The organism is Lysinibacillus sp. KU-BSD001 (assembly GCF_042920265.1).
Taxonomy (GTDB): domain Bacteria; phylum Bacillota; class Bacilli; order Bacillales_A; family Planococcaceae; genus Lysinibacillus_B.
In genome coordinates, this window is record NZ_JBDQZI010000001.1 from 604,222 (window position 1) to 629,278 (window position 25,057).

Genomic DNA, 25,057 nt, shown 5'->3' on the forward strand with positions numbered 1-25,057 from the left:
TACGATCTACACTCTTTTTATTTGGTAAAAGAGTAGAGCCTTATACATGCTGTAAATGACCCATTTATGTATTTAGTCATATAAAAAAATCGGAATTTTTATGGTGATGTTACTTTTTGTGGATTTCGAATGACTATAGTATCCGTTAGAATAGTTTTATAAATTATATAAATTTTGGAGATGCATGCATGGCAAATCAACGCAAACAAATTATTATTAATGAAATTACATTTTGGCGAAAAAATAAGTTATTACCAGAACACTATTGCGATTTTTTGATGACACTTTATACAGGTGGTAATCATGAAAGTGAAGAACTTATCGGAAAGGCAAAGCAGTCTGTGAAAGGTAAGGAAAAGCAAAAGCGGCAATGGATGCTTGTCCTATTTCCATTACTAGCAATTATATTATTTGCGTTATTATTCACAATTGATACGGTATGGTTCACAGCGATTCCAGCCACAATACTTGCTATAGGTACGCTATTTGCAGCGTTTTATTATGCTAAAAAGAATGAACTGTTAACACCCGTTCTTTATATTAGTGGAGCACTGATACTATTAGGTCTTACAGTTAAATTGTGCTTAACGTATTTACCTAAAAATGATTTAGCTATTTATAGTGTACTGATAGGAAATAGCCTATTTTGGTTTTTGTCGGGATTAAAAATGAAGTTAATTTATTTTACTATATCGGGTTTACTCGGAATGGTGGCGATCATCATTTATAGTGCAATGAATATGTAAAATCAAACTATATAAATTTATGTATTTTATAAAATATGGGAAACTAATGCTCGCAGTGAAGCATTAGCAATTGAAAAGATTGAAGTCATGTTCTCAAACTCCACCTCTGCCATATAGCATGTATGTCTTTGTCTATTAGAGATGTCAGTTATTGACGTATAAATGTCAAAATTGTTACAAACAAAAGAAAAGTTCCCTTTTAGGGCTTTTCGTTTCTCCGTTAATGAAGTACAATAATGATTGTTGAAATGATTCTATATTTATAGAAGCAGTTTTTAAATGAGGGAGGGTATATACGCTATGAAAAACAATCCACTTATTCCTTACGTCCTAATTATGGCATTCGGTATCGGACTTATTTTCTTCATGTCATTACAAGGCGCTGGAAACAAAGATGAAGCAACTGAAGGTGAAAGCGGTGAAGCTACTGCAGAAATCGATGGTGCAGCAATCGTACAATCTTCTTGTATCGGCTGTCACGGTGGTGACTTAGGCGGCGGTATGGGGCCAGCTTTAACTGGTAGTCTAGATGCTGAGCACGTGAAAACTGTAGTAATGAACGGTCAAGGTACAATGCCTGCTGTTATTACAAACGAAGCTGAAGCGCAAGCAGTTGCTGACTATATTGCTGGTTTAGAGTAAGCATCAAACAATCAAAAGTGTAGATAAGCGCATTTTTCGCCAATATCTACACTTTTTTCATTGTCTATCATAAATCCTTAGTTGTAAGGCGACTAAGGGTTTATTTTTTTATATAATAAATGTTGGAATTGGAATTTAGTAAAGTGAGGGTAAACTATGAATGCACAAAAGCTTTCAAAACGTCTAGAAACGGTGGCGTCGTTTGTGCCAACGGGAGCGGTATTAGCAGATATCGGAAGTGACCACGCTTATTTACCTTGTAATTTAGTACATAAAGGTATTGTAAGCCGTGCGATTGCAGGAGAGGTTGTAAAGGGACCGTATGAATCAGCAGTTCGACAAGTTCGAACGGAAGGATTATCGGAAGTAATTACGGTACGTTTAGCGGATGGGCTAGCAGCCATTCATCCTGAAGATAAAGTGAATACTGTGACAATTGCTGGAATGGGTGGTCCGTTAATTGTATCCATTTTAGAGAATAATCCAGAAAGCTTACAAAGTGTCACGCGTCTTATTTTACAACCGAATATTCATGCAAAAGCGATTCGTGAATGGGCGATTCGAAATGGGTGGGCGATTCATGATGAAGCCATTTTAGAGGAAGATGATAAAATCTACGAAATTCTAGTGCTGCAGCGTGGACAGGAAAGTTATACGGAGGCAGAAATTTTACTTGGTAAAAAGCTAATGGCAGAAAAATCTCCTGTATTTATGCAAAAATGGGCACGCGAAATGGCAAACTGGGAGCGTGTATTACAATCTATTGAAAAAGCCGAGGCGACGTCAGAAATTGAAACTAAACGTGCTGAGCTGCATCATTTAATTGCACTTGTACAGGAGGCACTGACATGAAAACTGCAAATGGAAATGAAATCATTCAGTTATTTGAAAGTTGGGCGCCAAAAAAATACGCATGTATGCCAAACGATCCGATTGGATTAGCGATTGGCACATTGAATAAATCGATCAGTAAAGTATTAGTGACACTGGATGTGACAGATGCAGTGGTGGATGAAGCAATTGCAAACGAATGTGAATTAATCATTGCACACCATCCGCCGATTTTCTTTAAGCTAAGTCATCTGCGAACAGATAACCCGCAAGGAAAGCTCTTTGAAAAATGTTTGAAACATGATATAGCGGTTTATGCAGCACATACAAACTTAGATGTTGCACCAGGTGGCGTAAATGATTTATTAGCCGATGCACTTGGATTAGAAAATCGCCAAATTTTGGAGCACACATATAGTGAACAGCTCATGAAGTTAGCTGTATTTACACCAAAAACGCATGTAGACGAGATGCGTACAGCACTCGCAAAAGCTGGAGCAGGACAAATTGGCTTATATGATGCTTGTAGCTTTACATCAAGCGGTGAAGGACGCTTCCGTGCTTTAGAAGGAGCAAATCCTTTTTTAGGCCAAGTTGGTGAAATGGAAGTAGCTGATGAAGAGAAGATTGAAGTTGTTTTTCCTACAAGCGTCAAAAACAAAGTGTTAAAAGCGATGTTAAATACACATCCGTACGAGGAGCCAGCTTATGATGTGTGGACACTGGATTTGCAAGCGAATGAGCAAGGACTAGGGCGCATTGGCAGCCTGGCAAAACCTATGACACTAAAACAGTTTGCGGAGCATGTGAAAGTACAATTAGATGTGCCCGCACTACGTGTTGTAGGAGAGCTTAATAGCATGGTCCGCAAAGTAGCTGTTGTCGGTGGCGATGGCAATAAATATATCCGTACAGCTAAATTTGCAGGAGCGGATGTATTTGTGACAGGGGATATTGGCTTCCATATGGCGCAAGATGCAGAAATAAACGGATTAAATATTGTAGACCCTGGACATCACGTTGAAAAAGTGATGATCAAAGGGGTAGCTGAGAAAATGAGCTCGATGTGTGCAGACAAAAAATTACGTGTCGAATTTATTCAGTCTACAATTCATACAGAACCATTTCAATTTATTTAAGGGGCATGAATGATGGATGAAAAACAAGTCATAAATAACGGCAAGATTTGGATGATTATTGGCATTGCCATCGCTATTCTCGGATTATTATTTACAATTGCAATGAGTGTAGTGAGCAATCAAAATATTAACCGTTTAACAGAGCAGTGTGAAAAAAGTGGCGGTCAAGCCGAAGTAACAGAACATGGTTTTATTGTGACAACAAGTTATGAATTTACATGTGTTAAATAATGAAGTGTACGAGAAATCATTTGATTTCTCGTCTTTTTATTACGTTGATAAATCAGAATATTCTAACCTATTTTATGAATATTGACATAGAACAGTTTGAATGCTATTCTTTATCACGTTAACGATTTAGTAGAGTAAACGTTTGAAGAATTTTCTGTCTATTAAACTACATAGCGATTGAGAGGGATTTAGGGTGAAACGTTTTTTACAATTTGGTCTTATGCTTGTGGCGCTTGTAGCCGTTTTAGCTGCATGTAGCTCTGACGATAAAGGGACAAGCACAGGTACAACAGACAAAGAGTCAACTGAAAAAGAAACTGTAATCATTGGAATCGACGATAAATTTGCACCAATGGGCTTCCGTGATGAGAAAAATGAAATTGTTGGTTTTGATATTGATTTAGCACGCGCTGCTGCTGAAAAAATGGGTATGGAAGCAAAATTCCAACCAATTGATTGGAAAACAAAAGAAGTAGAATTAAATAGTGGTCGTATCGATCTAATTTGGAATGGTTACACAATTACAGATGAGCGTAAAGAGAAAGTGTTATTTACAAAACCTTATTTAGCAAACGCACAAGTAGCTATTACATTAGCCGATTCAGAATTACATGCTTTATCTGATTTAGAAGGTAAAAAAGTAGGGATTCAATCATTATCATCAGCACTGGATGCATTAAATGCGAACCCGATTAGTGAAAAAGTGGGTAGTGTAACAGAATTCGGAGATAATGTATTAGCGTTAACGGACTTAAAAACACGTCGTGTAGACGTAGTGATTATTGATGAAGTTGTCGCTGAGTACTATATGACATTAGAAGAAGGCACATTCAAAATTCTTGATGAATCACTAGCACCAGAAGAATACGGTGTAGGTGTGAAAAAAGGCAACGAGGATTTATTAGAAAAACTACAAGCAGCTTTAGATGAAATGAATGAAGATGGTACTGCTGCTGACATTTCAACTAAGTGGTTTGGAGAAGACAAAGTATTAAAATAATTTGAGAATAATGTATCGATAAGAGTTTCCATGTGAAACTCTTATCTTTTTGGGAGGACATTTCATGGCGGATTATTGGAGTTCCATCGTGTTACCGATGTTAGATGGGGCTAAAATGACGGTCTTATTATTTATCATTGCGATTATCGCGTCAATTCCACTCGGCTTTTTATTAACACTAGCTGTAAAAAGCAGCTTTAAGCCAATTGCTTGGTTTGCACAAACGTATATTTACGTCATGCGTGGAACGCCGCTATTGCTACAATTATTATTAATTTGTTTCGGGTTACCGATGATTCCGGGAATCGGGGAATATTTAGTATTAGATCGTTTTGTTGCAGCATGTTTAGGGTTTATTTTAAATTACGCTGCCTATTTTGCTGAAATTTTCCGTGGTGGTTTACTAGCAATTGATAAAGGGCAATATGAGGCGGCGCAAGTACTTGGTTTATCAAAATGGCAAACGACAACGCGCATTGTTTTACCACAAATGTTCCGTGTTGCATTGCCAGCTGTTTCGAACGAATCGGTTACATTAATTAAGGATACGGCGTTACTGTACGCTGTAGCCGTACCAGAGTTATTACACTTTGCTCAAACAGCAGTGAATCGAGATCTTACTATTATGCCGTACTTTGTGGCAGGGGCAATTTATTTACTTATGACGCTCGTATTAACAGTATTCTTTAAGTGGCTAGAACGTCGCTTTAAGTTTGAATAGAGGTGGAAACGATGGCATTAATCGAAATTACAGATTTAAAAAAATCGTACGGTACACTCGATGTACTAAAGCGTATTTCATTTGAGATTGAAAAAAATGATGTGATTGCCGTCATCGGTCCATCAGGCTCTGGGAAAAGTACGATGTTACGTAGCTTAATTCATCTAGAGGATATCGATGGAGGGAGCATTCGCATCGATGGCGAGTATTTAGTGAAAGATGGCGTGTATCCAAAATTAGAAGAAATCAAGTCGATTACAGGGAAGATGGGGATGGTGTTCCAGCATTTCAACTTATTCCCACATTTAACGGTGAAGCAAAACCTTGAAATTGCACCCAAAATGCTAAAGGCAGAATCGACTCAAGTGATCGAAGCACGTTGTCAAGACTTATTACAAAAGGTAGGTTTAGCAGATAAAGCGGATGCATTTCCGAGCCGTTTATCGGGTGGGCAAAAGCAACGTGTCGCGATTGCACGTGCGCTAATGTTAAACCCACAAATTTTATTATTTGACGAGCCAACATCTGCGCTTGATCCAGAGTTAACGGGTGAAGTGCTCAAGGTGATGAAAGATTTAGCGCAGGAACATATGACGATGATTGTCGTAACGCATGAAATGGGCTTTGCAAAAGAAGTGGCGAATAAAGTGATCTTTATGGACCAAGGCGAAGTTATTGAGGCAAATCATCCCGATGAGTTTTTTACAAACCCACAAAATGAACGTACAAAAGCGTTCTTAATGAAAAATTTGAAGTAATTCATAAGTAGAAGGGGATGTATGAAAAGTGAATGCCACTTTTCATACATCCCCTATTTTTAGTAAGGCATAATTTTTTCTACTGGTTTTGGTTCTTTGATTTTCGGTAAAATTTTGTTCAGTGTGACGGTACGAACAATTTCATGTGTCGTCGGATCATTTTTGTCGAATTTTTCTAGGAAGTTAATAACTTCCTTGACGATTGGTGTTGGTGTTGAAGCACCAGCTGTCACGGCTACCTTTTCAATATTCATTAACCAGTCGATTTTTAGTTCTGAAATATCGCCGATACGATAAGAAGGAGTACCAGCAATTTCTACAGAAACTTGCGTTAAACGGTTGGAGTTGTTTGATTTTGGATCACCTACAACGATTAACAAATCAGCAACGCCAGCTTGTTCGGCTACAGCTTCCTGGCGTACTTGTGTAGCTAAACAAATTTCTTTGTGTACTTCTACATGCGGGAATTTTTCTTTAATGCTATCCATTAAAAAGGCTACATCCCATTGACTCATTGTCGTTTGGTTTGTCACTAAAATATTAGGATTTGTAAGTGTTAATGTATCAATATCTTTCATTGATTGGACAAGGTGGACATGGTCTGGTGCAACGCCGATTGCGCCTTCAGGTTCCGGATGTCCTTTTTTTCCGATATAGATAATATCATAGCCTTGTGCCGATTTTTCACGGATTAAATCATGTGTGACTGTCACGTCTGGGCATGTCGCATCGATGGATACTAGCCCTTTACGTTTGGCGATTTCGCGAATTTCTGGCGACACACCGTGCGCAGTAAAAATAACTGTTCCTTGTTCTACTTGTTCAATAATATCTTTGCGGTTATCTCCATCCAGTGTAATAATGCCTTCTTCCTCAAATGCATCTGTTACATGTTTATTATGAACAATCATACCTAAAATATAGATTGGTCGAGGTAATGTCTTATCTAGCGCGGCATTACGGGCGATCACCATGGCATCAACAACCCCATAGCAATACCCACGCGGATTAATTTTAATAACTTCCATGCTTCAAACTCCTTTCAAGCTCGTCCTTTTATTATAACGGACCATAGAAATTAATACAAAGGAACGTTTCGAAGAATTAGAAGGTGGAAACGACAATAAGTGAAGGAGGCCTCATATGAAGACCTCCTTTACTTAGTAGTGAAGCAGTATGCGTATATAGGAAAGGACCTAGCCCCCTCTATTTGGAATGGGCTGTATCTTTTTAAGGTTGATAAATTTTAGGGAGCGATGGTTTTGTCGTATAATCAGTGGAACGTTTTGGTTTTTGTGATGATCCAACAAATCCTTCTGATTTACGAGGGCTTGCTGAGTCTGTAGATTGTTGCATGTCAGGCATACTTTGGAACCCTTTATAAAGCTTCATAAGTGCCGGTAAGTTTTTAAACATAGGCATTGCTTGTTGTACATAGGGAGCATATGTTTGAGCAGTTTTCATTAATTGACCTGTCGATTGTAAAAATTGCTCTATGCGAGAAGGTGCAGCTCCAGCTACTGCAGCAGCGGCAGCCGCTGCTACGGGTGCTCCAGGTGCTCCTAGAGGTACGGGAGGTACTGGGGATCTTGGTAATCCAGCACCGCCGCCGGGTATTCCAAAGAATCCGGGTGGTCTAATAGGCATCTGTGGGGGGTACATTGGCATTTGATACGGTATATTTCGATAAAACGGATTCGGATACATACTTTTCTCCTTTCGGTCACATTATTAATTGACGCAGTGCTTGATTAAAGCTATCATATGCAAATGATTGCCTTAACGTTCAGTAAATGTAAGTACACAAACTCGTAGACTTCTACATTGAATAGGTTGCTGTACAATTTTTATCTACTTAAAATGAATTTTTTAAGGTGGGGTATTCTGCTATATTTTATGCTCTAATTCATCGTAAAGTGCTTCCTATTCGTCCATTTGCTCATGGAATTTAAAAGTAAATTATTAGCTTTAAGTTTCTTGCTGCTTTGAGTTTTGTATGCAGTATGTTAATGGCTAGGAATGTCTCGTTTTTAAAATGTATAACTACCTCTAAGTTAGTGAATGTCATGTCCTCTATGTACTTCATGGATGGAGCTTTAAAATAACTTATTATCTCCCACCCTTCTTAAACTGTTGCGTTATGGAACAGTCTTAGCAATGAGGGATTGTCCATCGGTGTATAGTATTATCTTGTCGTTTAGTAAAATGAAATCTACACAACTCATTTAAAAAGTTCAGCAATGGTTACTATCCTCTTATTTATAGTTATTACAGCATATGTCGCTGAGATCGTAGAGGTTGGGCTTGAGTTGAATAGGGGAAGGGAACAATATTTCGCTAAGATGATTATACCGTATACGTGTAAACGGAAAGAAAATGATTGCTTTTACCGTCATAGCTACAGGTACGGACTGTGGCGCATCTATATGCTGATCTGTCTAGCGTGTTAAAATTGCTGTAAAATTCAAAATATAATGATTGAACACGCATTTGTTGCATTCCTAATGAATTTTAGAGTAAATTAAGTAAGTTAATAAGCGTAAACAGGTAAAATACTTGTGTAAACCGAACGTTTAGTCAACTAAATGTACATTTCGTGGTACAATAGGAGACGATAGAGGAGTGAAAAGATGTCAAAATATACAGATTATCAATTGAAGCCTTTTTTGCAGGACGCGATTGCAGAGTTAGGCTTTAAAGAACCGACACCCATTCAAAAAGAAATGATTCCATTAATTTTAAAAGGGAAAAGTGCAATTGGACAGGCGCATACTGGTACAGGTAAAACGCATAGTTTCTTGCTACCAATCGTAGAGCGTATTGATGAAGAGCGACAAGAAGTGCAGGCAGTTATTACATCACCAACACGTGAGCTTGCACAGCAAATTTTTGATGCACTACAACAGTTAATTGAGAAAACGAATATTCAAGCGAAATTATTTATCGGCGGTACAGATAAGCAACGTTCAATCGATAAATTAAAAACACAGCCGCAAATCGTTGTAGGGACACCAGGACGTATTAAAGACTTAGTAAAAGAAGGGGCGCTGCTTGTTCATACAGCACCCATTTTAGTTGTCGATGAGGCAGACCTTGCCTTTGATATGGGCTTTATTGAAGAGATTGATGGTTTTGCGAGTCATATGCCAGAAAAGCTTGAAATGTATGTATTTTCAGCAACGATTCCTGAAAAGTTACAGCCATTTTTAAAGAAGTATATGGATTCACCGATTCATATTCATATGAATGATAAACGTCCAGTTGCTGAAAACATTGACTTTTATCTTGTGCCGGTCCGCTCAAAGTCACGTAATTCACGTTTAGTTGATGTTATTAAAGGAATTAATCCATTTTTAGCGGTTATTTTCTGTAATACACGAAAAACGGCCGAACACGTGGCCAATTATTTAGCAGAACAAGGCATTCGTGCCGGGCAAATTCATGGCGATTTAACACCACGTGATCGCAAAAAAATGATGAAGCAAATTCGTGATTTAGAATTTCAATATATTGTAGCGACAGACCTTGCTGCGCGTGGTATCGATATTCAAGGTATTTCGCATGTGATTAACTATGAAATCCCAGAAGATCTTGAATTCTTCATCCACCGTGTTGGTCGTACCGCACGTGCAGGTAATAAAGGAACGGCGATTACGCTATACACACCGGAAGATGAGGATGCATTAGCGCGTGTCGAGAAGATGGGTATTCCATTCGAGCAAAAAGATGTGAAAAACGGTGAGTGGACAGACTTAAAAGATCGCCATCAACGTAAAAATCGCGTCAAACAGGAAAATGAAATTGATGTGAAAGCAAAAGCGCTTGTACGTAAGCCGAAGAAAGTAAAGCCAGGCTATAAGCGTGCGATGAAGTGGGAAATGGATAAAATTAAAAAGCGTGAACGTCGCTTAAAAAATCGTGGTAAAAAATAAATTTACTAGTAAACAGCATAAAAACTTAGAGAAGTCAGCGTGAACAACGCGACTTCTCTTATTTTGGAGGAGACGAGATGTTACTAGGTTCACATGTATCAATGAGCGGTAAAAAAATGTTACTTGGGGCGAGTGAGGAAGCACTTTCTTACGGTGCCAGTACATTTATGATTTACACAGGTGCACCACAAAACACACGTCGTAAATCAATTGCAGAATTAAATATTATGAATGGCTTGCTGCATATGAAGGAGCATGGTATGGAAAAAATCGTCGTACATGCCCCGTATATTATTAATCTTGGTAATACAACAAAACCAGAAACATTCCGACTTGGCGTCGACTTCTTACAAGAAGAAATACAGCGTACCGCAGCATTAGAGGCAACGCAAATTGTCCTCCATCCAGGTGCTCATGTTGGCGCTGGTGTAGATGCGGGAATCGCGAAAATTGTAGAAGGCTTAAATGAAGTATTATCACAAGATTATCCAGTACAAATCGCTCTAGAAACAATGGCAGGGAAGGGCTCTGAAATCGGCCGCACATTTGATGAACTTGCACGTATTATGGATGGCGTAACACATAATGAGCGTTTATCTGTGTGCTTAGATACGTGTCACGTGCATGACGCGGGTTATAATATTGTAGAAGACTTTGATGGTGTATTAAATGAGTTTGATCAAACGATCGGTCTTGACCGCTTAAAAGTCCTACATATTAACGATTCAAAAAATGTATGTGGTGCTGCAAAAGACCGTCATGAAAATATTGGATTTGGTGAGATTGGTTTTGAGGCACTCCAATATATCGTGCATCATCCGCAACTCATGCATGTACCGAAAATTTTAGAGACACCATTTGTAGGACCGGATGCCAAAAACAAAAAAGCGCCATATAAAATAGAGATCGCGATGCTTCGTGATGGTACATTCCGTCCAGAAGAAATTGACGTATTACGCGCATAAGCAATAGTTCTTAGTAAATATTTATTAAAAAGTGAAGGGAGTATCCAGAAAGTTTTTGCTTTCTGGATACTCCTCTTTTTGTATAGAGAAATTACGTGTTCATGAAAATGCATAAAATATGTATTTTTGAACTGAATATGTAAAAACTATATACAAGTAATATAGGGAAAGGGGGGGGATGAAATGAAGAAGGGTTTGATGACGCTATTATTGATGATTATAATGTTCCCGCTAGTTTGGCACCCTTCTCCAGCACACGCTTCGGTGAATATAAGTGATATGATCATGACGAGCTTAGGCGCCACAAATGCAGGTGTTTCGATCAGAGATAGTGAAACAGGTCAAATTTTATATCAATTTAATGGGAATACACCACGTAAGCCTGCTTCTACATTAAAATTACTAACAGGTGCTGCGACGCTTTCTCTTTTAGGTGAACAATACCGTTATCACACTTCACTATACATAGATGGCTCTATTTCTAAAGGGACATTAAATGGAAACGTATATATGAAAGGAAGTGGTGATCCGACGCTACAGTATACGCAACTGCTCGCATTTGCGGATGCGCTAAAAAACAAAGGGATTACAAAAGTGAACGGAAATCTATATGGAGATGAACGCATTTTTTCTGGTTCACCATTAACACCGGGGATTGTAGCGGAGGATGAAAGTGACTATTATGCTGCCCGTACATCAGGTCTTGTATTATCACCTGATAATGACTTTGATGCGGGTACGATGATCGTACGAGTTGCAGGTGAAAAAGTCGGTCAAAAACCGTCTGTCTCATTTATACCAAGTACAATGGGGATGACGATTATAACTAATGCAAAAACGGTGAGCAGTAAAAGTATGAATACAATTACCGTTTCGCGCAAGTATCGCACCAGTGAAGTCATTATTTCAGGAAATATACCGGCAGGCAAGTGGACGCAACAATGGGTCACTGTAAATGATCCGACGATTAATACGGTATATGCGCTGAAAGAAGCAATGAAAACACAGGGGATGACGTTTGTTGAGACATCGGCTATTGATCGCGGAGAAATTCCAGAGAATGCTACTTTCATTGCAACTCATGAATCACAGACGTTAAAAGAAATGTTTCCTGTATTTATGAAGCTCAGTAATAATAGTATGGCCGATATCTTTGTGAAAACATTAGGGGCTGAAGTACACGGAGTAGGGGATACGCAAACGGGGATAAACGTGTTGCGTGATTTTGGGCAAACGATCGGTCTTGATATGAGCAATTGGACATTTGAAGATGGTTCAGGGATTTCGCATAACAACAAAGTTTCGCCTAATGATTTAACAGCGCTTCTTTATCATGTACGTGATATGGAGGCATATCACACATATTATCAAGCATTACCGGTAGGTGGAAATAAGGAGCGTTTAACGGGTGGCTCTCTTCGGGATCGTTACACAAATGCCTCGACGAAGCTCCGTGTTGTGGCAAAAACGGGTGCTCTTACCGGTGTAAATACGTTAGCTGGTTATGTAAAAGCAAAATCAGGTAAAACGTATATTTTTTCTATCATGACAGAAAATCGATCTGCGCCTGCTATCGATGAAATTGACACGGTTGTTTCACATCTTATCAATAAATATTAATAGGTAAAACGAGTGGTTTCTGTAAAGGGAGTCACTTGTTTTTTTATTGAAGATGTATTTGTGACAAAAATGCGTCTAAAAATAAAGCGCTTTACAATTGGTGACACGAAAATTGTGAGCGCTTCCATTGTTGTTAGAACAGTCCGCTTATTATTAATATCGAAACGAGATAAAAACGTTCGAAAATAGCTATGTTATAAAACCTAACATTTAATTGCGAGTAGAAATTACATGCTTTATCGTTAAACGTGTGAAAGGTGAGGTGAATTAAATGAATAAGGAAATAAGAAGAGCTATGCCGGTACTTCCAATCAGTACAGTGATGCAACTGACGAATTTAACCGCAAGACAAATCCGCTACTACGAAAAGCATCATTTAATTGAGCCAGTACGTACGGAGGCAAATCGTCGCATGTTTAGTCTCAACAATATTGATGAATTGCTTGAAATTCAAGAATTACTAGAGCAAGGCATTAATATTGCAGGTATTAAAAAAGTATTTGCTTTAAAGAAAGAAGCAAATAAACGGACATTTCGTGGAGTTGATATTGAAGAATTAGATTTTCGTTCGATTGTGCAAGATGAAATACAACACTTATAATCTAATAGAATTGAGGAGATCCAATGATGATAGCTCAAGTTGAAACAAAGGCGAAATATACAAAGGAACAAATCAAACAGTTAGTTGTTGAAAAGCAAGTGAAATTTATCCGCTTACAATTTACGGATATTTTAGGGACAATTAAAAACGTTGAAATCCCAGTAAGCCAATTAGATAAAGCGTTAGACAATAAAATGATGTTTGATGGTTCTTCTATCGAAGGTTTCGTACGTATTGAGGAATCGGATATGTACCTTCGTCCAGATTTAGATACATTTATGATTTTCCCATGGACAGCAGAAAAAGGGAAGGTAGCTCGGCTCATTTGTGATATTGCTCGTCCAGATGGCACACCGTTCGAAGGAGACCCACGCTCAAACTTAAAGCGTGCATTAAAGAAAATGGAAGAGCTAGGGTTTACAAGTTTCAACCTTGGACCAGAGCCAGAGTTTTTCTTGTTTAAACTAGATGAAAAGGGAAATCCAACATTAGAGCTAAACGATGATGGCGGATATTTTGACTTAGCACCGACAGACCTTGGGGAAAACTGCCGCCGTGATATCGTATTAGAGCTTGAGGAAATGGGTTTTGAAATTGAGGCATCTCACCATGAAGTAGCACCTGGTCAGCATGAAATTGATTTCAAATATGCCAATGCAGTCGAAGCATGTGACAACATTCAGACGTTTAAATTAGTTGTAAAAACAATTGCACGTAAACATGGTTTACACGCAACCTTCATGCCAAAACCACTATTCGGTGTTAACGGTTCAGGAATGCATTTTAACTTATCTTTATTTAAAGAGGAAGATAATGCTTTCTTTGATGACAATGCAGATTTACAATTATCCGACACTGCTCGTTCGTTCATGGCAGGTGTACTAAAGCATATACAGGGGTTTACAGCAATTACAAATCCAACAGTAAACTCCTATAAACGTTTAGTACCAGGTTACGAGGCGCCATGTTATGTAGCATGGTCAGCACAAAACCGTTCACCGTTAATTCGTATTCCAGCATCTCGTGGGTTATCAACGCGTATTGAGTTACGTTCAGTAGATCCATCTGCGAATCCGTATTTAGCAATGACCGTTATTTTAGAAGCAGGTCTTGATGGTGTAGTAAATCAATTAACGCCACCGGCACCAGTCGATCGCAACATTTATGTGATGAATGCCGAAGAGCGCAAACAACACGGTATCGATAATTTACCAGCTTCACTGGAGGAGGCGTTAAATGCACTAGCGCAAGATGAAGTGATAAAAGCAGCTTTGGGTGAACATATTTATGAAAACTTTAAAGAAGCAAAAGAAGTAGAGTATGATATGTTCCGTACAACGGTCCATCAATGGGAACGCGATCAATATATGAAGATGTATTAATAACATGAAAGAGATGGCTTAGCGGCCATCTCTTATTTTAATCGATCCATTAGCTTTTCATATTTCTTCGATCCGACTACCTGCTCAGCATTTTTTAACACACCATCTGGAATCCCCATCAGAAGCCAAGTCGGGTTTGCTTCTGCAAATACGGTGCGCAATTTTTTTATTTCACTTTTGGATAAATCTACATCATACTGTAATAAATATTCCCTTACCTCGCTTTTCGAGCCATGCATTAAAAATTGAAATAATTCATGCTTTTTCAAATCCTCATCCTTTCAAGCGTAAAACCTTTACAAAGGGCGTCATTTCGCTTATACTAAAAAATTGTAAATCGTAATGATTTTGAATTGGAAAGAAGAGAAAGCTATGTCAAAAACAATCATTCAATTAAAAGACGTGTCATTTCAATATGACTATACGCAAGTGTTAAATAACATTTCGTTTCGTGTGCAAGAAGGAGATTTCCTTGCATTACTAGGTCCGAACGGCTCAGGGAAATCTACATTATTAAAATTAATATTAGGTTTATTAAAGCCAATGACTGGTGAAATTGAGCTATTTGGTCACGCATCGAACAGCTTTAAACAGCGAGAATTAATCGGCTACGTTTCCCAAAAATCCAATGCGTTTAACTCCGGTTTTCCTGCCACAGTACAAGAAGTAGTCAAATCTGGGTTAGCCAAAAAAACAGGCTTATTTAAGCGGCTATCGAAAGATGCTGATGAACGAGTGCTCCATGCATTAAAAGCAGTAGGAATGGAACAGTTCGCAAAGCGTAATATTGGGCAATTATCAGGTGGACAACAGCAGCGAGTATTTATTGCACGGGCGCTTGTCGCGGAACCGAAATTACTCATTTTAGATGAACCAACTGTTGGGATTGATCATGAAAATGTGCAGGCATTTTATGATATGCTGGCAAAGTTAAACGAGGAACAAAATATTACAATGATTTTAGTTACACATGATGTGGATACAGTGTCCAATCGCATTAGTCATGTGGCATGCTTAAATCAGAAGATTCATTTCCATGGCTATAAAAATGATTTTGACGCGATTAGTCAAGAAGAGCTTGATGCTTGGTACGGACACGCAGTTCGAAAGATTCACTAAGAGGTATGCATATGATTGAAGCACTATTGAAATATGAATTTTTACAAAATGCCTTTTTATCAGGGATGATCATCGGCATCATTGCACCACTTCTCGGTGTATTTATTGTTGTACGGCGCTTATCTTTAATTGCGGATGCTTTATCCCATGTTACATTAGCCGGTATTGCAGGAAGCTTATATTTAAGCCAATCATTTGTTGGGTTAGCAGCATTAAATCCGATTTATTTTGGTATTGTTGCATCTGTAAGTGGCTCCATTTTAATTGAGCGATTACGCCGTTTGTATAAGCATTATGAAGAGCTGGCCATTCCGATTATTATGTCGGGGGGGCTTGGAATAAGTGCCATTTTTATCTCGCTGGCAAGTGGTTTTAATACAGACTTGATGAGTTATTTATTTGGTTCGGTTTCTGCTGTATCCAGGCAAGATTTATATGTTGTACTTGCCATTGCTGTTGTTGTTTTTATCTTTTTATTTACCTTTTTCAAGGAATTATTTGTGTTATCATTCGATGAAGAGTATGCAAAAGCGAGTGGTTTACCAGCAAAGTGGGTTCACTTTTTATTTATGCTAGTCGTGGCGCTTGTCATTGCTGCAAGTATGCGTATTGTAGGAATTTTACTTGTATCGAGTATGATGACATTGCCAGTAGCAGCGGCAATGCGTATTGCCAAAGGGTTTAAACAAGCGATTGTTTATGCTATTATTTTTGGTGAGTTAGCCGTCGTTGTAGGGTTAGTTAGTGCATTTTATTTAGATTTAGCACCAGGTGGAACGATTGTTGTCACATCTATTCTCATTTTACTTGTTATTATTTTAGCTAAAAAGCTATTCGTACAATTTTCTACAAAAGGGGTGTAAGCAATGAATGTTACACGTGCTTGGGAAATTTTGAAAGACAATGGGTATAAAAAAACAGATAAACGTGAGCTCATTTTAAATATGTTTGCAGCGACAACGAAGTATTTAACAGCGCGTGATTTGCTGACGGTGTTAAAGCCGCAGTTTCCTGGTATGAGCTTTGATACGATTTATCGTAATCTAGCGACGTTTGTAGAGCTGGGTATTTTAGACGAAACGGAGTTAAATGGAGAACGTAACTTCCGCATGCATTGTGAGTCTGATCATCATCACCATCACTTTATTTGTAAAGATTGTGGCGATGTGAAGCAATTATCCGTATGCCCGATGGATTTATTGGGCGAGAAGTTGCCAGGCTACGAAATTGAGGCGCATAAATTTGAAATTTACGGGAAATGTCCGAATTGTCAGTGAAATATTGTGTGATTCAGATTATTTTCCAATAAAGTTGACCAAAATTCTTGTTGTTATGCTAAAATGATTATGCATAAATATTAGGAGGGTATCAACATGGCAAAGAAACCTAAATTAGGTCACATTACAGAGTCACGCCTACAAGAAGCGTTAGATGTTCGCGACCGTTTAATCATCGAAGTATTAGTAAAAGTTTTAGACGAGAAGCTAGTAATCGAGCGTCCAATTTTACGTGAACGTGTAACAAACTTTGTAGAGCTTGGTAACTATGATGATGAGCTAAAAGAAACTTTATACGCAATCATTAATAAGCTATAGTAGCTACATAATGAGAGGCTTCGATATCGGAGTCTCTTTTTTGTTGTTACTTTGTGGAAAAAGGCTTTGTTCAATATTTTTACACGATATTAATGTAAGCTGTAATTTTAATAAGTACCTTGTTGCAATCAAGAGTTATTAGTTAAATCTCGCAATGGGCAAAAATACCAGATAAATAGTAAAAGATATTAAATGAAAGCATAATGGTAGCCTCCGCGCTTTGCCACAGCCTACACAGGAGCTAAAACAGGCGTGGCCTGTTTGGATCTCCTGTTCCTGCTCCTGACGTTGCACTTTCGTCGCAAAGAGAATCTTGGCTCCTGTGGCTATAGCGCGCTACGGCAAAAGTGAGTGCTTCTTAATATTCTAAACAAGTATTTACATTCGCTAAAAGAAATGGTTTTCTTTCCCTTTGCACGTATTGTCTACTTGCTTCTATTGTAATAAATAAGGAGCTTTTATTACTGTTTTGTAACGGATTGATTATTTTATGGAACACTAGTTGCTTGTAGCGGAGGCACGAGACTCCTACGGGAAAAGCGAGACAATCAAGACCCCGCAGGAGCGAAGGATGAGCGACGAGGAGGCTTGATCTCGCCCGTGGAAAGCGAGTGCCGCAGCGGAAAGCAACGGTTACTCAAATGGTAATATATGTTTAGTGGTTTGCTCATTATGAGTTAAATTAAATAGGCTACAGTTGAATTATGATGAAAAAAGGGGGCGGATCGATGCCAGGACGTTGTGTGTTGATTTCAGGCGGTGTACGTAGCGGGAAAAGCGCCTTTGCTGAAAATTATATTATGCAATCGAAACAACAAAGACAAGCGGTTTATATTGCTTCGGGTGTAGCGTTTGATGATGAAATGAAAAAACGCATCAAACGCCACAAGCATGATCGTAGAAATGATGGGTGGATCACGATTGAAGTACCACATGAACTGCCAGCACGACTTAGTGAGTTTAACGAGACACATATACTTTTATGGGATTGTATTACGACATGGTTAACAAATATTTTATTCGAAAATTTGCCCGTAGAAGACATGGTGGAAAAGTTAAAAGAGCAGTTACATCAGTGGCGGAAACGCGGCATGACAGTGGTGATTGTCTCCAATGAAGTACTAGATGCAGGGATTTGTAAATATGAATTTACGGCGAATTATCAACGCCTTTTAGGACAATTAAATCAATGGCTCGTTGCATTTTGTGACGAGGCGTATGAATTAGACTACGGGTTTGTGAAGAGGTGGAAAGGTTGAAGCAAATTGTAATAGGCTATATGTTAGCGTTGCAATTTTTTACGGCGTTACCAATTAGAAAATCGTTTAATATGACGAATAAATCAGCAACGGTTATGTATAGTGCCATTCCAGTCATCGGTTTAATGATGGGGGCTATTTTAGCGGGTTTTGTTACCGTAAATGATCTATATTTTAGTTTGTCTCCACTATTTACCGCTATTTTACTTGTTGTACTTCCTTTTGTGATGACAGGTGGCTTACATATGGATGGGGTTGTTGATACAGGGGATGCATTTTTTTCATATCGTGATCAGAAAAAGCGGCTAGAAATTTTAGACGACCCGCGCATCGGTGCGTTCGGTGCGATGACACTCGTTTTGTTTGTGTTATTAAAAGTCGGGATTTTTTATGAGTTGTTACTGCGAGATGTCCCGCTATTATTCTTCATCTTCATGCCGTTTATTGCGCGACAATCTGTGCTTTTAGTGTTTGTAACGACCAATACATCAAAAGAAACAGGGATTGCAAGCTACTTTAAAAAAACGGTCAATGAACGAGCAATTATGTGGAGCGCGGTTGTCTATATCGCTTTTATCTTCTTACTTGCACTCTTATTCAAGTTGCCTGTGCTAATCGGTTTATGTGTCGCGATGCTATTATTTACGATTGTGTATCGGGCTTGGGCGAAACGAAATTTTGGCGGGATTTCAGGTGATTTACTTGGTACGATTTTTGAAGTGGGGGAATTGTTTTTATGGTTCGTACTATTGTGCATCTTATAAGACATGAGTTAACGCAGGCCAATATCGAACGACGTTATATTGGCTGGACAGATCAAGCGATTAGGCAAGCTGTACAGGCCACTTTACCGCTCCAGCCTACAGTGATATACGGGAGCGATTTAAAACGTTGTCAGCAAACAGCAGCTTGTTATTTTCCTAGTAGCTCGTTTATCGCGGATGAGCGGTTACGCGAGTTACATTTCGGCGATTTTGAAATGAAAACGTATGAAGACTTACAGCATGATGCATTGTACCGCGCATGGATTGATGAACCCTTTCAAGTGACGCCGCCAAATGGGGAGTCATTTAACGTATTCAAGGCGCGCGTGTTACAAGCTTTTGAAGATATTACTAGCAAACAAAACGAATGTACATTTGTTATTCATGGCGGTGTAATTAAAATGATTTTAGCAACGTATTTACAACAGGGATTTCATGATATTCATGCGAAGCATAGAACACTTTATACGTTAAGCTGGGAAGGAGAGAAATCATGCATATCGTTATCGGAGGAGCCTATAATGGTAAACGAAAATACGTTTACGATCGAGTAGAAAAGCCGTATACAGAATTCGAAGGCATCATCCCAGATACATATTTTACGAAAGATGAAACGGTTATTATTTCGGGCTTTGAGCAACTCGTGATGGCGTATCAGACACATGATGAATTGCAAGTAGCAGAAATCATTGTAACAAAGCTCAAAAAGCTGGCGAGTGAAACAAACGTGATTTGTATTTGCAATGATCTTGGGCGTGGCGTTGTCCCAATCGATAAAGAGGAACGTTTTTTACGGGATGCTTGCGGTCGAGTATATCAAAAGCTGTTTCAAGAGGCACAATCAGTAACGCGCGTTTGGTACGGGTTGGGAGAACGTTTGAAATAATACCATTAGTACTTATGTCATTTATTATATGAAATTTTTCAACTATTAATTGTATTGTGACAACGGAGTTCGATCAGAGAGTCGAGCATGGTATACTTACGCATAATGACATGAATAAAGGAGTTTAATTTATGCACGAAATGGAGCAGTATTTTTATAATGGGCAAGTGCATCTGAGTTTGCAAGTAGCAAAACAGGTAAAAGAGGATGCACCAGAAGCACAAACAGCAAAGCAACTAATTGCGCTATATGAACGCTACGGTGTGGCTACGATTCCTTGCTATAGTGAAAAGGGTCAGCAGTCTGTCGAGCGTGCGGATGAGACATACGTAGAAATGGATGAAGTAGCAGAAATTCGTGCGATACAGGATGAAGAAGCCTTTGGAAAACGCATTAAACAATTAGAACAAGTTGCAAAAGAGGGCACATCTGCTGAAAAAGCACAATCATTGTTTACGCAAGGTCAATTGTTTTTATACGCACACCATTATGATGAGAGTGTACATTGCTTTATGCAAGCTGTTAAGCATCATCCAAATAAGGCGGTCTATTATGGGATTGCCGCGCAAACGATGAATCGCTTTAGTTACCCGCCATTTGAGGTGTTAGGTTATTTAGAGCGTGCGATTGACTTAGATCCACAAAATGCACGTTGGTATTGGAATAAGGCACTTGTGTTAACGCAGCTTTACAAAGATCTAAAAAAAGATTTGTTTTTAGAACATGCATTAATGTCGCTTGAACAAGCACAAGAAAATTGCCGCGAAGAACAAAAATCATTAAAGACGGCGATTGAAAACACATTTGAAAATATGCGTGAATATTTATTTCAATAAAAACGAGGTAAAGTAGTTTTTTCTACTTTACCTAATCTACTTTATACGGGAACTTGTTGTATTTTATTTTTTGATCGAAATGACATAACAAGTATCGCCGTGAGAATGGCAGCGGCGACAGCGTATGACGTCAAAACGATTCTCATATCACTATTTGCTACACCAATGCCGATAATAGCCCACACGAAAACGAGCGCAAAATATACGTCATTGGATACGTAAAGCCCGATGATCGCAAGAAGACCAGCAAATATAATGAGTATGATTGTAATCGTGACTTCATCCAGGGGGAACGTGACGTCGTAATATTTTAATGTAAAACTAATACTAGCAATTGTTGCGACTGAAACCCAACCTAAGTAAATGGAGAATGGTAACCGTCCACCAAGGCTATTATTATCTTTAGGATAAGATACGTAAATCAAAATGAGTGTAATTAATAAGAGGATAATGATCACCGTTGAGAGAATAAAACGTTCATAATGAAAAGATATTATCCATCCGATATTTAAAAGACAACTTAAAATAAACAGATGTGCCACCTCATCTGAAACCGCTTTGTCTGATTGGCGGTTTATAAATGCGATGAGTAACCAGATAGCGAGTAATAAATAAATCAAGTTCCAGATAGAAAACACATAGTTGGCAGGTGTGAAAAGAGAGTTTACACTACTTGAAATTTCTTGCGTAGTTTTTCCATTAATGGGCAATGTATTAGACAGTACATTGACTGTAATCATTGCTATATAAGCAATGACCATCGAAATCCACTTTACCATAATCTTTATGCTCCTTCCTTTAATAAATGGCTTATCTGTCCCTTTAAATAAGAAAATTTGGCTACCGTGCTCTGAACATCAAGAAAAAATAGATTAACAAGTGCCTAATTCGTCAATGAATGGTACGATAGGAAGTGCAAATGTAACAGTAAATAAGGGAAGTGAAATGGTTGGAAAATAAGGCGCAACAAGAAGCAAATCGCTACATAGAAACTGTCATGGCACAATTAACAAAACAAGCGAATACTGAGCAATTTGAGCATATTATGAAAGAAAATATTCAAACAAAGAAGGCGTCAGCAAAGGATGAACAAGATTATTTCGATCGTCTTATGCTAAATATTACGTATTTTGTGGAGAATAAAGCAGCATGGATGTCCATGATGCGTGATACCTTTGGCAAAGGGCTTGTACCACAGACAACCGCCATACAGAGTGAAGCTACGGCTCATCAAATGCGTATTCGTCAAGCAATTAGTGAAAAGATGGACGATTATACAAAATTATTTCATAGCCAATATAAAGCATTAAAGGTAACAGAAGAAGCTATTGTTTATGATTATGCTTATGCATCGGTAGAACATTCGTTACGTTTTGATTTTTTAATATATTTAACACTTCAAAAAGATATAAATAATATATTTTTAGGCGACTTCGAGGAAACGCTACGCATAGTTGATGGATATGTTGCATACTATGCCGATCAATGCGTCAATCAAATGGAATTGTTATAAGGGAGAGGATTATGATGCAATCACCATATACTTTTGTGCATAAAGCACCAGCTGTAACAGATGAAAAAAGACCAGCAATTTTTCTATTACATGGTTTAGGTAGTAATGAACACGATTTACTACAGCTAGTAGGCGAATTAGAAAGCAGTTGTCATATTTTTAGCTTACAAGGGCCAATCAAGCATACGCCTGGTTATGCATTTTATACGTTTGAAGAAGAAGGTTTTCCAACACGTGACGTATTTGATAAAGTAATTCAATTTACGCAAGCATTTATTTTTGAAGCGATTCAAGAATTTAATTTAGATGTGGAAAAAATTTATGTCGTTGGGTTTAACCAAGGGGCAGTGGTCGCGCAAACATTAGCTTTAATCATGGGCAGTGCGATTCGTGGGACAGTGGCCTTATCAGGGTATATACCAGAGTTTGTTGCAGTGGAGTACAATAAATTGTCAATGGATAAATCGAAAATCTTCATTTCACACGGGGAATATGATTATGTATTCCCGTTTACGTGGGGCGAGGCAAGTGCAACTTTCTTTAAAGATTTTGGGGCCGATGTAACGTTTAAAGCATACCCAGATGGACATGGCGTGACAGCGGAAAATATACAAGACCTTGTCGCATTTATCGCAAGTGATTTAACGACTGTATTGAATTAAGTGATAGGTTAAATGAAAAAAATCCATTTATATAGGAAAAAGTGTAAAAAGATGAGCTCATCGTATTGAGCTCATCTTTTTATCGTATCCGCAACCTTCTGATTGTAAGAGTTATATATTATATTCGTACATTTTTGTATCTGTAATGATTTTAAAGTGTAAGCCTTTATTGTGGTCACTCACTTCATGACGAATTTCATCTAAATTAACGAGTTGATTTGATCCGACAAATTGAGACAGTGTCTCAAGGAGTTCAGTAAAGGCATTTGAAAACATTTGGCGCATATTGTCAAAATCGATATTGCGGAAGCTACCAGCAATATCGTACACTTCAATGGAATTTAGCTGTTTAGCTGCACCGGCAAAGCGATCATCATAAACTGTATAACTTTCATCTGTAATGACGATCAGATGTAAAATCTCTCCGGTAGCTGTACGTAATTCAATATTCGTTTTGTGTTTTTTGACATCTGTCACTTCGTGAATACCGTGTGTATGTTTAATAAAAAATAACGACATGTTGTGATCCCCCTAAACAGTTGTTATATTACATTTTATTTTAAAACAAAATATAGTAAAAGTTAGTAAAGTACCATTTTTTACATATCATTACTACGTCACACCTAATTAGAGGTGATTTTATTCATCGTATAATAGTCGTATAAGTAGTGCAAAATGTCTTGTCCGTTTTCCTCTAAAAGGGTTTCTGTCTGCTTGACAAGTGTTACTTTCGTTTTCTCTTCATGAATCATATTTTCTTCGACCATCAGTTCAATTGTTACTTCCCCATGAACAGCTAATTCATTGTCGATTTTCTGATCAATGCCGTATGCATCAAATAAGCTAGGTTGCCAAGTACCAGTAATCAGTAATACATTTTCCTGTTGGCTTGGCTCATAATGCCACTGCACATCACGTAGAATGGATTTAAATAGGTCGTTGATTGTAAATGTTTGATCGTTATATGTGACTTCAATTGCTCGAATGGAATGCACGTCTTGTGAGATAGCAGTTGCCGCTTGATCGGCTGCTGAATTAATACCAGATGCAGCATCTTTAATTTGTACAAGAGTATCTGAACACCCTACTAAACAAAGTGTAAGCATACTTGTTGATAATATCGTATATAATTTTCGCATGGTAATTCCTCCGTATTTTATACATCTCATCTTGTACTCATCTTACTAAATCTTTTGCCCTGATAAACACTAACTTTCCAAGTTTATGTGAATATTTTTTAACATCTTTATGCGCTGTTGGTGAATAAATGGAAATCCGAATATGTCGGTAGTGAACATAAAAATAGGGTGTAGGTAGATTAGGGTGGAAATAACTCATAGGAGGGATTTAGTACGATTATGCGTATTGATGATGAAATTCTCGACAAATTAGGTGTTTATTTTGTCTATCATGATATATATGGGCGTTACGGCATTACATTTGAAAGCTTTGTAACGCGTTGGAGTAAAGGAATATTGGATCTTTATTAGGTGTAAAAGGGGTCGTCTGAAAAGACATTTTGAGACGGAACCTTTGCGACGAGGATGGTGGCATTTTGATGTGACCACCGCAGGAGCAATATTTCTTAATGGATCATTATTAAGAAGTAAGAAGTGTCCAGAAAGTTTTTACTTTCTGGACACCCCCATTCTTACCTTCAGTCAATAGCTTTTAAGAAAATAATTATGTGTTGAAAAGATTTTTTTTGGAGGGTGGGGGTACCCCCACCCTCCAAAAAAAATTACGCACGCCAAATAGACCTCACGATTTTTATTTTTTTCGAAAGGTCAATGTGCTATAGTTAAATTACTTTGATTACGATTTCTGAGCTGGTAGTGCGGACTCATAATCGTAC

At 38.2% G+C, this 25,057-nt stretch carries 31 protein-coding genes; 25 read left to right on the forward strand and 6 right to left on the reverse strand.

Features of this window, described 5'->3' with window-relative positions; translation table 11 throughout:
- Positions 1-188: 188 nt before the first annotated feature.
- From AAGS61_RS03245 to AAGS61_RS03280, 8 genes are all read left to right on the forward strand, one after another.
- Complete coding sequence (locus tag AAGS61_RS03245) at positions 189-746, forward strand: hypothetical protein (protein ID WP_391367185.1); 558 nt, start codon at positions 189-191, stop codon at positions 744-746.
- Between the two features lie 300 nt (positions 747-1,046).
- Positions 1,047-1,388, forward strand: a complete 342-nt coding sequence (gene cccA, locus AAGS61_RS03250; RefSeq protein ID WP_391367188.1) for a cytochrome c550 — start codon at positions 1,047-1,049, stop codon at positions 1,386-1,388.
- Between the two features lie 156 nt (positions 1,389-1,544).
- Positions 1,545-2,240, forward strand: a complete 696-nt coding sequence (locus tag AAGS61_RS03255) for a tRNA (adenine(22)-N(1))-methyltransferase (protein ID WP_391367191.1) — start codon at positions 1,545-1,547, stop codon at positions 2,238-2,240.
- On the forward strand, positions 2,237-3,358 hold the full coding sequence (locus AAGS61_RS03260) for a Nif3-like dinuclear metal center hexameric protein (protein WP_391367193.1): 1,122 nt from the start codon (positions 2,237-2,239) through the stop codon (positions 3,356-3,358). Before AAGS61_RS03255 ends, AAGS61_RS03260 begins: the two co-directional genes overlap by 4 nt.
- Positions 3,359-3,370: 12 nt before the next feature.
- A complete protein-coding gene (locus AAGS61_RS03265; RefSeq protein WP_391367195.1) occupies positions 3,371-3,589 on the forward strand; it encodes a hypothetical protein in 219 nt (72 codons plus the stop codon).
- Between the two features lie 220 nt (positions 3,590-3,809).
- Positions 3,810-4,589, forward strand: coding sequence for an amino acid ABC transporter substrate-binding protein (locus AAGS61_RS03270; protein WP_391367324.1), 780 nt, complete (start codon positions 3,810-3,812; stop codon positions 4,587-4,589).
- Between the two features lie 64 nt (positions 4,590-4,653).
- Positions 4,654-5,310: an amino acid ABC transporter permease gene (locus tag AAGS61_RS03275; RefSeq protein ID WP_391367198.1), complete on the forward strand. Its 657-nt coding sequence runs from the start codon at positions 4,654-4,656 to the stop codon at positions 5,308-5,310.
- An 11-nt stretch (positions 5,311-5,321) separates the two neighbouring features.
- Complete coding sequence (locus tag AAGS61_RS03280; RefSeq protein WP_391367201.1) at positions 5,322-6,068, forward strand: amino acid ABC transporter ATP-binding protein; 747 nt, start codon at positions 5,322-5,324, stop codon at positions 6,066-6,068.
- A gap of 59 nt (positions 6,069-6,127) precedes the next feature.
- On the opposite strand, the gene AAGS61_RS03285 is transcribed toward AAGS61_RS03280, so the two are convergent.
- Positions 6,128-7,096, reverse strand: coding sequence for a 4-hydroxy-3-methylbut-2-enyl diphosphate reductase (locus AAGS61_RS03285; RefSeq protein WP_391367204.1), 969 nt, complete (start codon positions 7,094-7,096; stop codon positions 6,128-6,130).
- A 202-nt stretch (positions 7,097-7,298) separates the two neighbouring features.
- On the reverse strand, positions 7,299-7,775 hold the full coding sequence (vrrA, locus tag AAGS61_RS03290) for a VrrA/YqfQ family protein (RefSeq protein ID WP_391367207.1): 477 nt from the start codon (positions 7,773-7,775) through the stop codon (positions 7,299-7,301).
- Positions 7,776-8,698: 923 nt separating this feature from the next.
- Here vrrA and AAGS61_RS03295 point away from each other — a divergent pair.
- From AAGS61_RS03295 to glnA, 5 genes are all read left to right on the forward strand, one after another.
- A complete protein-coding gene (locus AAGS61_RS03295; protein ID WP_391367210.1) occupies positions 8,699-10,000 on the forward strand; it encodes a DEAD/DEAH box helicase in 1,302 nt (433 codons plus the stop codon).
- A gap of 77 nt (positions 10,001-10,077) precedes the next feature.
- Positions 10,078-10,965 (forward strand): deoxyribonuclease IV, encoded by an 888-nt coding sequence (locus AAGS61_RS03300; RefSeq protein WP_391367213.1) that lies wholly within the window; start codon positions 10,078-10,080, stop codon positions 10,963-10,965.
- Between the two features lie 183 nt (positions 10,966-11,148).
- Positions 11,149-12,585 carry a D-alanyl-D-alanine carboxypeptidase/D-alanyl-D-alanine endopeptidase gene (gene dacB, locus AAGS61_RS03305; protein WP_391367216.1) on the forward strand — a complete coding sequence of 479 codons (1,437 nt, stop codon included), beginning with the start codon at positions 11,149-11,151 and terminating at the stop codon, positions 12,583-12,585.
- Positions 12,586-12,856: 271 nt separating this feature from the next.
- On the forward strand, positions 12,857-13,186 hold the full coding sequence (locus tag AAGS61_RS03310) for a MerR family transcriptional regulator (RefSeq protein ID WP_391367219.1): 330 nt from the start codon (positions 12,857-12,859) through the stop codon (positions 13,184-13,186).
- 26 nt (positions 13,187-13,212) lie between these two features.
- On the forward strand, positions 13,213-14,568 hold the full coding sequence (glnA, locus tag AAGS61_RS03315) for a type I glutamate--ammonia ligase (RefSeq protein ID WP_391367222.1): 1,356 nt from the start codon (positions 13,213-13,215) through the stop codon (positions 14,566-14,568).
- Between the two features lie 32 nt (positions 14,569-14,600).
- Here glnA and AAGS61_RS03320 read toward each other — a convergent pair whose 3' ends face one another.
- Positions 14,601-14,837, reverse strand: coding sequence for a hypothetical protein (locus AAGS61_RS03320; RefSeq protein WP_391367225.1), 237 nt, complete (start codon positions 14,835-14,837; stop codon positions 14,601-14,603).
- A 103-nt stretch (positions 14,838-14,940) separates the two neighbouring features.
- Between AAGS61_RS03320 and AAGS61_RS03325 the strand changes: the two genes are divergently transcribed.
- The 9 genes from AAGS61_RS03325 to AAGS61_RS03365 all read left to right on the forward strand — a co-directional run bounded on the left by AAGS61_RS03325 (position 14,941) and on the right by AAGS61_RS03365 (position 21,027).
- Complete coding sequence (locus AAGS61_RS03325) at positions 14,941-15,687, forward strand: metal ABC transporter ATP-binding protein (RefSeq protein WP_391367228.1); 747 nt, start codon at positions 14,941-14,943, stop codon at positions 15,685-15,687.
- Positions 15,688-15,698: 11 nt separating this feature from the next.
- Positions 15,699-16,550, forward strand: coding sequence for a metal ABC transporter permease (locus AAGS61_RS03330; RefSeq protein ID WP_391367231.1), 852 nt, complete (start codon positions 15,699-15,701; stop codon positions 16,548-16,550).
- 3 nt (positions 16,551-16,553) lie between these two features.
- Entirely contained in the window at positions 16,554-16,964 is a 411-nt protein-coding gene (locus tag AAGS61_RS03335) for a Fur family transcriptional regulator (protein ID WP_391367234.1), read from the forward strand.
- A 96-nt stretch (positions 16,965-17,060) separates the two neighbouring features.
- Positions 17,061-17,282: a phosphate-starvation-inducible protein PsiE gene (locus AAGS61_RS03340; protein ID WP_391367237.1), complete on the forward strand. Its 222-nt coding sequence runs from the start codon at positions 17,061-17,063 to the stop codon at positions 17,280-17,282.
- 728 nt (positions 17,283-18,010) lie between these two features.
- Positions 18,011-18,541, forward strand: coding sequence for a bifunctional adenosylcobinamide kinase/adenosylcobinamide-phosphate guanylyltransferase (locus AAGS61_RS03345; RefSeq protein ID WP_391367240.1), 531 nt, complete (start codon positions 18,011-18,013; stop codon positions 18,539-18,541).
- Positions 18,538-19,305, forward strand: coding sequence for an adenosylcobinamide-GDP ribazoletransferase (gene cobS / locus AAGS61_RS03350; RefSeq protein ID WP_391367243.1), 768 nt, complete (start codon positions 18,538-18,540; stop codon positions 19,303-19,305). Before AAGS61_RS03345 ends, cobS begins: the two co-directional genes overlap by 4 nt.
- Positions 19,278-19,859 (forward strand): histidine phosphatase family protein, encoded by a 582-nt coding sequence (locus AAGS61_RS03355; RefSeq protein WP_391367246.1) that lies wholly within the window; start codon positions 19,278-19,280, stop codon positions 19,857-19,859. Before cobS ends, AAGS61_RS03355 begins: the two co-directional genes overlap by 28 nt.
- Positions 19,799-20,191, forward strand: a complete 393-nt coding sequence (locus tag AAGS61_RS03360; protein WP_391367249.1) for a bifunctional adenosylcobinamide kinase/adenosylcobinamide-phosphate guanylyltransferase — start codon at positions 19,799-19,801, stop codon at positions 20,189-20,191. The genes AAGS61_RS03355 and AAGS61_RS03360 overlap by 61 nt, the downstream gene beginning before the upstream one ends.
- A gap of 131 nt (positions 20,192-20,322) precedes the next feature.
- Positions 20,323-21,027, forward strand: a complete 705-nt coding sequence (locus AAGS61_RS03365) for an O-linked GlcNAc transferase (protein ID WP_391367251.1) — start codon at positions 20,323-20,325, stop codon at positions 21,025-21,027.
- Between the two features lie 41 nt (positions 21,028-21,068).
- On the opposite strand, the gene AAGS61_RS03370 is transcribed toward AAGS61_RS03365, so the two are convergent.
- Complete coding sequence (locus AAGS61_RS03370; protein WP_391367254.1) at positions 21,069-21,806, reverse strand: tryptophan-rich sensory protein; 738 nt, start codon at positions 21,804-21,806, stop codon at positions 21,069-21,071.
- Between the two features lie 170 nt (positions 21,807-21,976).
- Here AAGS61_RS03370 and AAGS61_RS03375 point away from each other — a divergent pair, with 170 nt between their 5' ends.
- Together AAGS61_RS03375 and AAGS61_RS03380 are read left to right on the forward strand one after the other, a co-directional pair.
- Positions 21,977-22,540, forward strand: coding sequence for a DNA helicase (locus AAGS61_RS03375; protein WP_391367257.1), 564 nt, complete (start codon positions 21,977-21,979; stop codon positions 22,538-22,540).
- Between the two features lie 14 nt (positions 22,541-22,554).
- Positions 22,555-23,202 (forward strand): alpha/beta hydrolase, encoded by a 648-nt coding sequence (locus AAGS61_RS03380; protein WP_391367260.1) that lies wholly within the window; start codon positions 22,555-22,557, stop codon positions 23,200-23,202.
- A 111-nt stretch (positions 23,203-23,313) separates the two neighbouring features.
- Here AAGS61_RS03380 and AAGS61_RS03385 read toward each other — a convergent pair whose 3' ends face one another.
- The gene (locus AAGS61_RS03385) at positions 23,314-23,721 is read right to left on the reverse strand and encodes a hypothetical protein (RefSeq protein ID WP_391367262.1); all 408 of its coding nucleotides are present in this window, start codon (positions 23,719-23,721) and stop codon (positions 23,314-23,316) included.
- A gap of 104 nt (positions 23,722-23,825) precedes the next feature.
- Entirely contained in the window at positions 23,826-24,341 is a 516-nt protein-coding gene (locus tag AAGS61_RS03390) for a hypothetical protein (protein ID WP_391367265.1), read from the reverse strand.
- A 219-nt stretch (positions 24,342-24,560) separates the two neighbouring features.
- On the opposite strand from AAGS61_RS03390, the gene AAGS61_RS03395 reads away from it, so the two are divergent.
- Complete coding sequence (locus AAGS61_RS03395) at positions 24,561-24,692, forward strand: hypothetical protein (protein WP_391367267.1); 132 nt, start codon at positions 24,561-24,563, stop codon at positions 24,690-24,692.
- Positions 24,693-25,057 lie beyond the last annotated feature (365 nt).